The sequence below is a fragment of the Marinobacter sp. L-80 genome (genome assembly GCF_056859395.1).
This window is the reverse complement of sequence record NZ_JBSXOI010000061.1, coordinates 89,337-103,241: the sequence shown is the minus strand read 5'-3', so window position 1 is coordinate 103,241 and position 13,905 is coordinate 89,337. Positions and strand designations below refer to the sequence as shown.

9 protein-coding genes and 1 pseudogene are annotated in these 13,905 nt (G+C 56.4%); 3 read left to right on the top strand and 7 right to left on the bottom strand.

From position 1 onward, the window contains the following. Nucleotides 1-37 precede the first annotated feature (37 nt). The 4 genes from AC13E3_RS09220 to AC13E3_RS09205 all read right to left on the bottom strand — a co-directional run bounded on the left by AC13E3_RS09220 (nucleotide 38) and on the right by AC13E3_RS09205 (nucleotide 3,834). The gene (locus AC13E3_RS09220) at nucleotides 38-985 is read right to left on the bottom strand and encodes an alpha-L-glutamate ligase-like protein (protein WP_092031564.1); all 948 of its coding nucleotides are present in this window, start codon (nucleotides 983-985) and stop codon (nucleotides 38-40) included. Between the two features lies 1 nt (nucleotide 986). After that, a complete protein-coding gene (locus AC13E3_RS09215; protein ID WP_405418987.1) occupies nucleotides 987-2,504 on the bottom strand; it encodes an inactive transglutaminase family protein in 1,518 nt (505 codons plus the stop codon). Continuing rightward, complete coding sequence (locus AC13E3_RS09210) at nucleotides 2,501-3,199, bottom strand: ATP-dependent zinc protease family protein (protein WP_014576599.1); 699 nt, start codon at nucleotides 3,197-3,199, stop codon at nucleotides 2,501-2,503. Before AC13E3_RS09210 ends, AC13E3_RS09215 begins: the two co-directional genes overlap by 4 nt. Before the next feature lie 245 nt (nucleotides 3,200-3,444). Next, nucleotides 3,445-3,834, bottom strand: coding sequence for a hypothetical protein (locus AC13E3_RS09205; protein ID WP_014576600.1), 390 nt, complete (start codon nucleotides 3,832-3,834; stop codon nucleotides 3,445-3,447). 286 nt (nucleotides 3,835-4,120) lie between these two features. On the opposite strand from AC13E3_RS09205, the gene AC13E3_RS09200 reads away from it, so the two are divergent. Both AC13E3_RS09200 and AC13E3_RS09195 read left to right on the top strand, forming a co-directional pair. After that, nucleotides 4,121-5,596: a DNA recombination protein RmuC gene (locus AC13E3_RS09200; protein ID WP_482901935.1), complete on the top strand. Its 1,476-nt coding sequence runs from the start codon at nucleotides 4,121-4,123 to the stop codon at nucleotides 5,594-5,596. 5 nt (nucleotides 5,597-5,601) lie between these two features. Continuing rightward, entirely contained in the window at nucleotides 5,602-6,456 is an 855-nt protein-coding gene (locus tag AC13E3_RS09195; protein WP_482901934.1) for a hypothetical protein, read from the top strand. Nucleotide 6,457: 1 nt separating this feature from the next. Here AC13E3_RS09195 and AC13E3_RS09190 read toward each other — a convergent pair whose 3' ends face one another. Continuing rightward, a complete protein-coding gene (locus AC13E3_RS09190) occupies nucleotides 6,458-7,477 on the bottom strand; it encodes an AraC family transcriptional regulator (RefSeq protein ID WP_482901933.1) in 1,020 nt (339 codons plus the stop codon). A gap of 197 nt (nucleotides 7,478-7,674) precedes the next feature. Here AC13E3_RS09190 and AC13E3_RS09185 point away from each other — a divergent pair, with 197 nt between their 5' ends. After that, nucleotides 7,675-8,796, top strand: coding sequence for a CaiB/BaiF CoA transferase family protein (locus AC13E3_RS09185; protein ID WP_341581590.1), 1,122 nt, complete (start codon nucleotides 7,675-7,677; stop codon nucleotides 8,794-8,796). Between the two features lie 128 nt (nucleotides 8,797-8,924). Here the strand turns inward: AC13E3_RS09185 and AC13E3_RS09180 are convergent. Together AC13E3_RS09180 and AC13E3_RS09175 are read right to left on the bottom strand one after the other, a co-directional pair. Next, nucleotides 8,925-10,081, bottom strand: a pseudogene (locus tag AC13E3_RS09180) (IS66 family transposase). Nucleotides 10,082-10,535: 454 nt separating this feature from the next. Then, nucleotides 10,536-13,784, bottom strand: coding sequence for a hypothetical protein (locus AC13E3_RS09175; protein WP_341581591.1), 3,249 nt, complete (start codon nucleotides 13,782-13,784; stop codon nucleotides 10,536-10,538). Between the last annotated feature and the right edge of the window lie 121 nt (nucleotides 13,785-13,905).

Here is a 13,905-nt window from a genome sequence, read left to right as displayed (position 1 = left end):
GGGCCCTGGCCCCGGTTTTTTTATGTCTGATTAGCGCTCAGAAACTGGCGAACGTGTCCATGGCGAAACGAGAGCGTTCCAGTGGCGTGAAGTGTGGCCGCTTGAGAGCCTCAATAGCCCTCAGGCGAGGCAGAAGCCCTCGACCGTTTGCCATCTGGATCGCCAGCCCGGGTCTGGCGTTAAGTTCCAACAACAGTGGCCCTTCGTTGGCATCTACCACCAGATCAACCCCCATGTAGCCGAGTCCGGTCGCTTCGTAGCAACGAGAGGCCATTTCCAGCATCTCGTCCCAGGCTTCAATCTGGATGTTTTCCAGAGCAAGACCGGTATCCGGGTGAAGTGTAATGGGACGGTTGAACTGAACTGCGTTCAGACTTCGACCAGACCCGATATCAAGACCGACGCCTACAGCTCCCTGATGCAGATTGGCTTTACCGTCCGATGCGGTTGTAGCCAGTCTCAGCATGGCCATCACTGGGTAACCCTGGAACACCACAATACGGATGTCGGGCACACCCTGATGCGAATACTTTGCCAGTGAAGGAGCGGATTCCACCAGGTTCTCGACAATCGCAACGTCCGGAGTGCCTGCAAGAGAGTAGAGACCGGCCAGAATATTGGTCAAGTGACGCTCAAGGAAAGGAGAATCGACACGGGAACCTGAAGCCTTGATGTAATCATCACCATCGCGCCCGGTGATCACCGTAATGCCTTTGCCGCCCGACCCCTTCGCCGGTTTTATCGCAAAGCCTTCAAGGTCTTCAGCCATCTCCCGGAAGTGGGATATTTCATGCTGTTGGCGGACAATCTGAAGCAGCTTGGGCGTTTTTACCCCGTATTCAGCAACCACCAGCTTGGTCTTCAGCTTGTTGTCCACCAGAGGGTACGACGAGCGCTCATTGTACCGGGAAATGTAGTCGACATTTCTCCGGTTCATATTGAGCATCCCGAGCCTCTTGAGAGATCGCGGTGAAATCCAGTCCATATCAGTCGTAAGCCTTCATTGGCGTGAACCGTCGAAGCTCGCTGAGCTTGTAGCCGGTGTATTGGCCCATCAACAGGATCAGCCCGAGGATCACGAGGTGCAGCTCCGGGAAGTTGAAGGTCAGATGGCCAGCCAGAGGCGCGCTCATCAGCAGATAGGCGCAGATGGCCACGAACAGGCTGCCGGCACCCTGAACCATGACCTCGTGGGCGCCTTCTTCCTCCCAGAGGATGGACATGCGCTCAATCGTCCAGGCAATGATAACCATCGGGAAGAAAGTGACCGTCATGCCAGTGTTGAATCCCATCTGGTAACCGATAATGCTCAAGCCCGCGGTGATGAAAATAACCAGAATGATCAGGGCGGATATTCGAGACACCAGCAACAGGTTGAGACTGGACAGATAACCGCGCATGAGCAGACCTATGGCGACAACCGACAGGAAAGCAATCAGCCCGGGCACCAGAGTTGTCTGGACGAAGGCCACGGCGATGAGCACGGGCATGAAAGTGCCAGAGGTACGGATGCCGATGACGATCCGCATGAAGGCCACCATGAGTGCACCGAGTGGCAGCAACAGCAGCATCCGGAACATGCTTTGTTCTTCAATGGGCAGCTCATAGAAGCTCAGGAAACCGAGGCCGTTGGAGGCGGATTCCATGGTCGCCAGTTGCAGGGCCGGAACAGTTTGCCGGAGCATGGAGAAGCTCACTTCGGAGTTTTCCCCGCCCACGACATCCAGCAAAGAAGCAGAGCCCTGGCGCCAGAGCAACAGATCGTCAGGTACGCCCTGTTCAGCGGTTTTCGGGTTGAAGGTGAGCCACTGTTTGCCATTGTAGATTTGCAGATAGGGCATCAGCTGTTGCCGCCGGCGCGCATCCTCAAGCCTGAGGCCGTCGGCTATCCTGGCAGCGATACCGCTATGGTTGAGCATATCGACCAGAAGGTCCAGGTAGTTCTCTTCCGAGACCAGCAGGGTGGTGTTCTGGGTGCGGGTGTCTGGCTGCATCAGCCGGATCAGCTCTCGGGTCATGCTTTCTGGAGTACTCGAACGGACCCTGGCCTGGTCCAGTATTTCCTGAACGGCTGTGGCTTCGGGTTCTTCCCAAAAGGTCCTTGGTGTTTTCGGTTCCCGCACGGGAATTTCCGGTTGGGCGTTAGCATCCGGAATAAACTGGGCTTTGAAATACAGTGTCTGCGGTCCGGAGACTTCCCGCTTGCTCCATTCCGCCCGGCGGCTTCCCGAGCTGTCGATGATAGAGAAGCCGTAGCCAGGTGATGCAGCCTGCTCGGTAAGGATACGGAATCCCGGAGGTTGCTCGGGTATGTTGAGGCTGGCAAGCACTGATCCGTCGCCGGCGTCAAAATCGATTCGGGCCTCGACCATCCAGACAGGACGCTGCTCGCCTGTCAGCCAGGGGATACCAAGCTCAATGTGTCTCCAGACAGCAAGCGAAATGCCCGCTGCGATGAGGAGAAAAACGGCAATATAAAACGGCAGGCGCGAGCGGGTAGTCACGATTCGTTCCCGTTGCTTTTGCGGATGGATTCAGGCAATTCGGTGGCGTACTCTTTGCCGACATCGACCAGCATTACGTCACGCAGAATATTGCGGCCGATCAGAACTTCGTAGGTCAGGTTTGTTCTGTCGGCAAGTGTGAACTCGGCTACCTGCCGATGGTCGCCAATAAAGAACTGGAGTTCGACAACAACACGGCGCTCAGCCTCGTCCGCGCTGGCCTGGATAACCCGGACACGACGGGAAATTTCTTTCTCCAGGGTCACGAACTTGTCGGCGCCGGGAACGGGTACATCAAACCGCACCCAGTTGCTGCCATCCCGCTCAAACCGCGTGATGTTGCGTGCGTCGATGGAGGAAGTTTCGGCGCCGCTGTCGATTCGAGCTTTGTAGATCAAGCCGGGACCCGCGAGGTAGAAATTCTCTACCTCGCCGACAATGACTTTCCCCTTCAGGCGATCAGCGCGGCCTTTTGAGTTGTCTGTTGCGGGGCACTGCTTCTGGACCTGAACGGGCGGACATTCGGGCTTTTCTACCTGGGTGGCGATCGCGTCCAGTATGGTTTGAGTCGATGAGCGGGTCTGGGCAACGGCTTGCTCGTGTCGAGTCGCTGCATTCTCTTCCATGGTAACCAGAGTAGCACGCTGGCTCTTGACGGATCCCTGCAGCTCATTGAGGTCTGTTTTGGGAACCATGAAATAACGGTCTGCCGAACATCCCGTCAGTGTGAGGATGCCTGCGAGTGCGATGAAGGAAGGTTTAGGCAGTCCAGCCCGAAAACATTTCAAACCCATGAATAACCCCTGAGCTGGCAGCCTGTCATACCCGAGTGGGAACGGTGATGACGGTCTGTGCATGTGAAACCGGATAAAAACGGAATGGAAGTATACAACATCCAACCTGTGTGGTTGATTTACAGATGGTTAAGGGGCAGTAGTGTTTACCGTGACAGGAAATGTCCTTCACCGAGCACGGTTTCAGCACGCAGGTATTCCTGAATCACGGGGGAGCAATTGAGGTAGAAAAGCAGCAGTTCGCGCTGCACATCCTGATCCTGAATTCGGGCGGCAAAACTGATCAGCTCCCGGATGTTCTCGTCGCTTTCGGCACTGCTGGAAGGCATCCCGAAACTCTTTCCGTACCGGGTTTTAAGCAGGCTGGTGAGGCGCTCGAGGTGAAACTCGCCAGTGTGGGTAATGTGCGGCAGGATTCTGAATGCTTCCTTGTTGCCAGATGCGCCTGTACCGAACAATCCGGATTGGCTGTCCTGACTGGAGCCGTCATCGTGGAGAAACTCCGCCCCCAGCTTTCGCCACAATTCTTTCAGCATGATCTGTTATCCATTTCTGATCCCGTCCGTGCCCGTCATACGGTTACCAAAGGGTAATAACCACTTGGCGGGTGAACATTTTACCCTTTTAGACGATATTACGTTGGGCGTCCAGAGCTAGATGCCCGGGCTTCGAATTATTGCCAAACAGTCGTGGTCCTTACTGGCAGCACCAGTCAACTTGACGGTGCGCCGGGCAAAAGGTTCCCTGCGTGGGTTAGACTGTGTTCAAGCAGAATCGTACCGATCATTCATCTGAAAAGAGTTTTAATGGGAGTATTGCCAGGTGCCTGAAGCCATCATGGAACAGATGTTGTCCCGTCCTGATCTGATGGCGGCGCTGATGGTTGTTTTGATTCTTCTGGTCGTTCTGAAAGGGCTTTGGGGCAGGAATGGTCGACTTGAGCAGAACGTCGAACATTGGAGGCAGCATGCCGCAAGCCTCGAGAACCGACTGGCCGGGCTTGAGTCGGAGCTGGAGAGCCGGAAAGAGCGCTTTGCGCAGGTGGAAAGCGAACGTCAGACCCTGAGGGCAAAGGCGGAAGAGCTGTCCGAAGCGCTGGGTGAGGCCCGCATGTCGCTCCGGGAGCAGGAAGTGACAATTGATAAGGAGCGCCGGTCAGCCAGTGAGAAGCTGGAGCTGCTTGAGCGTAACCGTGACGCCCTGAAGCAGGAGTTTGAAAACCTTGCCAACAAGATTTTCGAGCAGAAGAGCGAGCGTTTCAGCCAGCAGACACGAACCAGCCTGGATACCCTGCTTAATCCGTTCAGGGATCAGCTGCAGGACTTTCGAAAGCGCGTCGAGGACGTGTATACCAATGAAACCCGGGACCGTCAGGCCCTGCGCAGTGAGATCAAATCACTACAGGACCTGAACCGACAGATCACGGAAGAAGCCGCCAACCTGACCCGTGCACTGAAGGGTGACAAGAAAATCCAGGGCAACTGGGGTGAGCTGATTCTCGAGCGTGTACTGGAAAAGTCCGGCCTCCGTAAGGGGGTTGAATACGACACCCAGGGCAGTTATCGGGACAGCGATAATCAGCTGTATCGGCCGGATGTCATCGTGCATCTGCCAGACAACCGTAACCTGATCATTGATTCCAAGGTGTCGTTGGTGGCTTACCAGCAGTGGGTTACGGAAGACGAGGATTCCGTGGTCAGGGAAGAGGCTTTGAAACAGCATGTTGAGGCCGTTCGAAATCACATCCGTACGTTGAGTGAAAAGGACTACAGCCAACTGCATGGCCTTCATTCGCCGGATTTCGTGCTTTTGTTCATGCCAATCGAGCCTGCCTTTGTGGCGGCGTTTCAACAGGACGAGAACCTTTTCGCAGAAGCCTTTGAGCGAAAGATTATTGTGGTAACTCCAACAACCTTGTTGGCAACATTGAGAACAATCGAAAACATCTGGCGTTATGAGCGTCAGAGCCAGAATGCCCGACGAATCGCCGAGCGGGCAGGCGCGGTTTATGACAAACTCAGGGTGTTCGTGGAAGCGATGGAACGCCTCGGCACCCAGTTGCATACCGCCCAGGGAACCTACGACTCGGCCATGAACACCCTGACCCGCGGGCGGGGTAACCTGATCTCGCAGGCCAATCGCTTTGTTGAGCTGGGTGTTCGGGTCAAGAAAGAATTGCCCAAGGGGATCATGGATCAGGCTGAAGTTGACGATGATGATGAATTCCGGGATACCGGGGATAACGACCTGCCTGATTCAGAGAAACAGGCGATTGGCGCAGATAACGAGCAGGAGTAGATGCCATGGCAGTATCATTTGGAAGAGGCCGCTGTTTTGCCCTGGGAGCCGTTCTGGCTTCCATGCTCCTGGCGGGGCCGGCGCTGGCGCTGGCGCCTGAACACGAAACCCGCAGGCTCATGCTGGCCACCGAAGAGGCCGTTGTTGCCGAGAACTGGGGGGAGGCTGCCGAGTATCTGAATCGGTTGCAGCAGCTAGAAGGCGAAAAGCCGGCCGACTATTTCTTTTACCGGGGCCGGGTTATGTTGCAGTCTACCCACCTGAACGAGGCTCAGTCGGCGCTGGAAACCTATGTAAGCCGTGCTGGCACTGAGGGAGCCCATTATCAGGAATCCCTGCAGCTGATTACCTCAATTGAGAAGACCCGCAAGCAGAACGCTCTGGCACCACAGAACGCCGGTGAGAGTGAGCAGGTTGCCGTCATTGAACCGGCAGGAGAGGGCCGGATCGAGTCCCTGCGCAAGCTTTACCTCGCCGATTCAGACCGCGAGGCTTTGACGCTTCATATCAACAGCCTGCTGGAGCTGGCCGGCTGGCGTCGCGATCAGGCGGTGGTCCGGCTGGACCGGCCGGCAGATGTCGAGTATCGCATCGGCACTCAGGAAGATCAGATACAGATTCAGGAAATTCGACGGGCCGAGGATGGCCGGATACTGCGCAGTACGGAGCAAATGTCGGTTTTTGGCATTAATCCCAGGGTTGAATGGCGTTGCGAAGCGGCGGTCTCAACCTGTTGGGTCTACGACCCCAGAGATGGCTCCCGTCTGCTCCAACTGGCGGAAAACCGGGAACGGGCCCAGGAAATCGCCGAGACGCTGGGGCAACTGATCCGTTCGCTTCAGGTCCCCTCGGGATCCTGAGTCAACCAGAGAGGTTGCCGCGCTCGCCTTCCCGGTATGCGCCGGGCGTCACCCCGGTCCACTTCTTGAAGGCACGGTGGAAGGTTGATGGCTCGGTGAAACCGACCTTGGCGGCGATGTCGTTAATGGGAAGTTCCTGTCGGCTCAGGTAGTAAATCGCCATATCCCGGCGCAACAGATCCTTGATTTCCTGGAACGAGGTATTTTCCTGCTTCAGCCGGCGACGCAGTGTTTGCGGGCTGGTGTGCAGTTCCGCAGCAATCCATTCAAAGTCCGGCAACGGCTTCGACAAATCCCTTCCGATCAGTGCCCGGATGCGTCCCGTGAAGGTGTTACTTTCGTCTGGGCGGGATAGCAGGTCTGCCGGAGAGGTCTTCAGGAACTGCCGCATTTCCGGCTTGTCCCGGATTACCGGGGCAGACAGGAAGCGCTTGTCGAAAGTGAGGGCGGTTTTATCCGACTCGAATGCCAGTGGGCAATGAAAAATATGCCGGTATTCATCCCCATGCGCTGGCCGGGGATAATCAAACTCGGCCTTCTCTAGCTCGATGGGTTGTCCGATCAGCCAGCTGCCGAGCCGATGCCAGATCACCAGGATGCTCTCCCGCAGGAAAAAACAGGGATCGTGGATTTCGCCCTCAATCCGGGTAACCAACTGCGCCTTGTCCTCGCCGATTTCCAGTTCCATCGCTACCATGGGCTCAAACAGACGGGAAAACCGGAAGGCCTGGCGGTACACCGATTCCAGGTTCGGGCAGTCCATGACCAGCGCGCACATGGTTGCAAACGTTCCGGTCCGGGCCCGTCTCGGGCCAAGCCCCATGAACTCGTCGCCCATCCGGTTCCACAGCACCTGCATCAGATGGCTGAACTGGTCACTGCTTACCCTGGCCATCTCAATACGCAGCAGATCCGGAGAAATACCGGCCTCCCGGAGCATTTCTCGGGTATCAAAACCAAGCGTTTCGGCGCCCACCAGGGCGGCCTGAACAAAGTGCCTTGAAACCGTCAGATCGGACATCACGCTCGCCATTCCATGAAAACGAGACCCATCATAAAACCCCCGTGGAACAATGCAACCGAAGCCGGACCAACCGGATGGAAGAAACCGCCAATTGGAATGACCGAAGCAGTAGTTGGCCTCACCGGCAAAACCGGGCAGCATGATGGGGATAACAACGAGTGGAGAAACCACTCTCACAACAAAAGGAGATCATCATGGCCGGTCCACTGACCTCACTCAAAGTCCTCGACTTCAGCACTTTATTGCCTGGCCCCTATGCCACCATGTTGCTGGCGGATATGGGCGCGGATGTGTTGCGTGTCGAGGCGCCGGACAGGGTGGACCTGATCCGGGTAATGCCTCCCCATGATGCCGGAGTGAGCACCGCTCACGGCTTTTTGAACCGTGGCAAGAAGTCACTGACGCTTAACCTGAAGGAAGAGGGCAGTGCAGACAAGGTGCTGGAGCTGGTAAAAGACTTTGACATCGTGATCGAGCAATTCCGGCCCGGGGTGATGGGCCGCCTTGGCATTGGGTATGAAGCCCTCAAAGCCGTCAACCCGAGCCTCATCTACTGCTCCATTACCGGCTATGGCCAGACCGGCCCATACAAGGACCGTGCGGGCCATGACATCAATTATCTTTCCCTGGCCGGCGTCAGCAGCCACTGTGGCCGAGCGGACAGCGGTCCGCCCCCGATGGGAATACAGATTGCCGATGTTGCCGGCGGCTCTCACCATGCTGTGATGGGTATTCTGGCGGCGGTGATACACCGACAGCAAACCGGAGAGGGGCAGTTCGTTGATGTCAGCATGACCGATGCCGCCTTTGCCCTGAATGCCATGTCCGGCGCCGCCTGCCTGGCGGGTGGACAAGAGCAGAAACCGGAGAGCTCACTGCTCAATGGTGGCTCCTTCTACGATTATTACCAAACCAGTGACGGCCGCTGGCTATCGGTCGGCAGTCTGGAACCGCAGTTCTCCGCACGCCTGTGCGACACCCTGGGGATTGCCGACCTGAAAAGCGACGCCCTGAGCCAGAAACCCGAACATCGGCAACGGCTCAAAGCCGCCCTGAAAGAAAGGGTTGCCTCGAAAACCCTGGCCGAGTGGCAGGAGATTTTTGCCGGTCAGGATGCCTGCGTGGAGCCGGTTCTGACAATCTCCGAGGCCGCTGAGCATCCGCAGCTTAAGGCAAGGGAGATGGTGATTGGTGTGGACCGGGGTGACGGCACCCAACAGAGGCAGATCGGGTTTCCCATCAAGTTCGAGAAAACGCCATCGGAAACGTCCCGGATTGGCAAAATGCCTGGGGCTGATAACGAACAATTCCTTTAGAAGGAAAACCGTGAGTATCGATTCAGTTTTTTCTGGTCGAAAATGAGGGCTCTGCTAGCTTTATAAGTGTCACCAGTAATGGTGAATCTATGGAAAACGAGCATCAAGGATGACGCGATGGTAACTATTCAGTCGGTTTCATTTAAAACGTTCTGATCATTAACTGGTGGCGCCGTCATGAAGGCCGGCATACGCCCCTCGAACAGGGACATCAGCGCATCGGAGGCCGTCAGCTTCTGCTTACGCGCCGTGGACAGATAGCTGCGCACTCGGCAGAAGATCTGCGCGCCTTCGATTGAACGGAAGCCGCCGGATACTTTCTGCTGCACCTTGAGCATACGGATATCCCGCTCACCCTGGTTGTTGGTGAAGGGTACCGCCGGATCATCCAGGAAGCGCAGCACATCCGCTTCGTAATCGCGCAGCCGCTCCAGCAGGTTGCGGGCCTTTGAGCGTTTGAGTCGGCCGCGTTTGCCCTGTCGCTGGCTTTCATCCGGCGCCGGGCATGGGGTGACAGCCAGGTCAGGTCGTCATTGGAGGCACAATGCAGCCAGTGGCGCTTGCCGCCAATATTGATGCTGGTTTCATCGGCGTGGATCCGATCCGACTCGGCCAGACGATCTTTGACCCAAACCTCGAAGCCGGCAGCCCGGTCGCCGGCTTCCCGATTGAAGTTGAACAGCGACCCCGCGCTCAGGGGAATGCCGACCTGATCTTCGAAGTACTCGCGAATGCGATCGTAGGGCAGCAGTTGATACTGCGACAGATAGACCGCATGCGCCTTCAGTCCGGGACCGTACTGCACCGGACGCTCGACGCCGGCTGGAAATGGCGCCACGATGCGCCGGCCCTGGGCGTTTTCCAAAATCTCGGCCTGGTACTCGGTGACAAAGCGACTGATGTCGAGGTCGATGACCTGGCGCTTTTCGTGGCCCACCAGACGGAACGAACTGCCCTTGGGTAGGGTGCGCCGATCCAGCTTCACGGTCTGGATCGCATCCGGATCCTCCACCGGTTGCAGCGTCTTGCCGATACGGCCCGGCTGTCCGCCCGGCTTGCGCTTGCTTTTGGGCCGGCTCTTCTTGAGTCGGTTGGGATCCTGGCAGGGGGGCTTGCTGCTGTTGGCACTGTTGGTGTTGATCCGACCGGTCAGAATCTGGATCAGCACCATCAGCAGCTCGATTGCCGCCCGCAGCGATGGCGAGACCGAGACCGAGGAGTCGCTCTGGAGCTGTTGCTTGACGCCCGCCAAGGCGGCGTCAACATCGATGTTGCTGATTTTCATGAACCTGAGTACCGTCGAGTGATGGGCTATTATCGCACGACTTTTTCAGGCTGGATTTTTCCTCCTGAGGGCCGTTTTGAACGATCTTTTCGTTGCCGGCACGCTCGATGTATGGCAGCTCAAGACCGCAATGAAGGAAGAACAGGGGGGTTGAGCGCGATGTTACGGCAATGGGGCGAGTGTGGGTGAAGTTCTGCAAAACCGGGCAAAAACCCTGTCAAGAACTTTTTTCTGAGAATGAGCTGAATAGTTACACCGACTGAATAGTTACCTTGAGAGCAAGGTTAGTAGCTGGTGATATTAATGCAATAGTATTAACGGAACCATGTACTAGTTCATAAAAAAGGGCCGGTGGGTTTTTCCACCGGCCCTCTTGCTCACCCAGCCTGGCCAAGCTAGATCCACTTTAGGTGAACGGCTTGCGCCGGAGCGGGGCTTTCGGTTTCCACACTTTTTACTGATCTACCACAGAGCGCAGGCTGTCCTCCGCTGGATCTACTGCGTCGGTGCTCATCACTGATGCGACATCGCCATCTGTCGCGATGATGCTCAGAGTTTGAACAACCATCTGGGTGAAGACTGCTGTTTCGTCATCGTCAGCCGGTAGCACAGGTGTGCTGTGAACGCCCTTGTTCCAGAATTTCACAAACGCCGGGAGCTCCACTGGGTCGGCGGCCGTGTTGCTCGAATTGAGCGCGTTGGCCTCCGCAAGTGCCGCAAGCGGCTCACTGCCGGACAGCGGCGCGAGCGAACCGTTCAGGCTCAGCGGAATGGAGCCGCCAGGCGTTTCGAACGATGTGTCTTCGACGAGAGTATTGCGACCGTTGTTGATGACCACGGAGTCATCGTTTATCTGCGAGAACAGGACATTGTCCAGCAGCTCGGCATGATTTATCGGATCGACGGTATCAATCGTAGCCTGGAGCACATTCAGGAAGGTCTGGAGGTTCGCGTCATCCTGGGTCAGCCCTGATTTTGCCTTGAGGCCCCCAAGGATCTCTGGGCCGAAGCTTGGGGAGTTTTCAAGCATGCGGACCGTACCGGCAACCGGCGTGAGCAGGTTAGCCCCCTTCAGCTCAAGCGACGGGGTCAGAGGAGTCACGCTGGAGTTGGCTGCGGCCACAAAGGCTCCGCCGTTCAGTGTTCCGAGTGAGTGGCCTACAAAGTAGACATTTGTCGCGTCGAACGCTGGAGCGATGTCCTGGATTGATGCCCTTACGGTCATCAGATCCACGGCACCCTGCCGAAGGATATCCCGCCCGTTCATGAAGTTCTGAAGGTTGATGAACAGATCGCCGGAGGCGCCCTGGGCATTCGTCGGATCAAAGTTCATGGGGATGACCTGGCCCAGGGCATTTGTGCCATAACCGAAGTGGCGCTCGGTGGCTCCCTCTGGGTTAAGGCCCTGGCCCTTAAACCGTGGCGCAATGCCGGCAATCTGACTGCCAGCGTTGCCAACGGTATCAACCAGCAGGGGCGCCTGAGCGGTCAATGCTGTTTTCAGGTTGGCCGGAAGCGCCGAACCGTTTACTGCTGTAACAAAAGCAGTGTTATCCGATGCCAAAGCTGACTCAACCAGAGGGGCAACCAAACCTGGAACCAATGTCCCCTCGGGAAGGCTATTCTGACTCTCGATCGCTGTCAGGATTACACCGGCTGTACTTGTGATGCTGTCCAGGGGGCCAGCGTCCGGATCATCTGTGGTTAGGGGGATCGGGCTCACCCCGTGGAACGGCTGGTCAATGGCGACAACCGCGACACCCTGAGCGGCAAGAGCGCTGCCAAAGGTCAGTGCAGCAGTGCGGTCAGTGGTAATGCCGTGCTGGTAGATGACAACCGGAATCTGCGGAGGGGTTGCGGAAGTTGGATCGAAGGGCAGATCGGGAGTGCCGTCGCTGTTTGAATCCAGAGCCTTCGGGTACATCACCAACATGGGTACACTGACATCACCTTTCTTTTCGGGGAAGGGGAATATCCAGTTTACGATGTCGGAACTTTCTTCGCCGTCTTTGCCCTGTGGTAGCACAAGATCAAGGCCTGCGGCTTTGAGGAAACCATTCAGCTGGACGGCAAGTGTGCTGTCGGCCTTCCAGAAGCTCCCAGTGAGGATGTCTTTGTCCGCTGAAAGACTTCCTGTGGGGAGGCCCAGATAGTACGGGAGGGTAATTGAGCCCTGAACGACATTAACGTTGTCAGAGCCGGTGATAGAGCCCAGCAGGGCCGATAACTGCGGGGCGCTCTCGGCTGTAGTGAAATCGGCAACAATGCCATCTTCGCCAGCGGAGCTCGGCGAGGGCAGGTTGATTCCGGACTGAGCAAGAGAACCTTTGATCAGGGTGCCGACACAGAAGGATTGGCTTTCTACAGGAACCATACCGACGTCCGGTACCGGAATCTGATAGGGCTCTGAGTCACAGGATGCCAGGGCAGGGTTCCCAAGAACTGCGGATATCTCCGCCTGATCAACTGCTTCCTGCAGGTCAACAAAACCAAAAGGCTGCTGGCTATTCGGTGCCAGGGCTGCCTGGAAATCGGCAGGCGTTATGGTACTGTCGCCATCCCTGTCGGCAAGGATGAAGTCTGCCGGGGTAATTGCGCCATCGCTATCCCTGTCAAAGTCCGCAACCGTGACAGCGTCATCGTCGTTGAGATCAAATGCGCTTCCTGGAGCAACGTTGTTTTCGGGATCCTGCTGGTTGGCGAAGAAAAGTGCCGCACCGGTAACCTTTTTGGTGACTCGAAGCTTTGCTGCGGCAAGGACCTGATCGCCGGCCCAGAAAGCAGGGTTAGCCATGTATTTCAGCACCTGCTCATCGTTTGAGGTGGTGAAACTGTAGGTAAGTGCAATATCGTCGGTCCCAACACCGGGTGCGGCAGGATTAAATGTCTTCTGGAAACCGGTTACTACGTTGGTTGCAATCGGCTCCCATAAGGAGTTTATCAAGGTTCTTACGCTCTTCAGAGCGCTGGCGCCAAGTACTTCGGTTTCGTCCTTGATATTTGCATAGGCTGGGGAGTTAGTGATCTGCTCTCCATCAGCGTCAAGGATGTTGTTAAGCACGACAGCCACGTAGCGTTTATTCGGGTTGAGGGGCTTGGTGGGGATGATCCTGATGAAATCAGTCGGGCCCAGGCGCGAGTCGTTCAGCTCCTTGACCTTCACTTCAAAGTCCAGGAAAGGTGCCGCGGTTGGCTTTTCGCTGGCCTGAAGCGCCTGCAAAGGTGCTCCGCTGGCATATTCCAGCTCGACAAGGAAAACATTCTGCGCGAGCACACGCTGGACCAGCTGTGGATCAGTTGAGCCTTTTAGCAGTGCTGCGATGGCCTGCAAATCCGGGCCCTTCAACGACGTTGCTTCAATGCGTCCGCTCATTTTGATGTCAATCGGCGCAACGGTGGATGCGCCGCTGAGGTTGTTAAGCGCAGTCGTAACAGGTGGGCTGGTGTCGGCAACTTCAAACGTGCCGTCACCAACTGAACCAAAAATCAGATCGTTGGGAACTGGCAGATCTGATACGGCCGGGAAAGGATCAAAAACGGGCCACACCTTGCCCTCAAACTGAGCCAGGAATTCCGCTTGTGCGTCAGACTGCGAAATATTGTAGTCCGGATTGGCATTCGCCCCCGTATTGCCGCCCTCAAGGCAGCCTGTAAGTCCAACGGAAGACGCCACGGCAAGACTTATTAGAGTTTTCTTGAACATGGGTGGAACCTTTTCCTGTTGTTGTGTCGTTATGTTCGGCAGCTGACGGGGCCGGTCTGATCCGGTAAGCCCGTTGTCAGTGGCCTGTTCTGCTTAAACTGTTGTCTGAAATTGTAGCCAG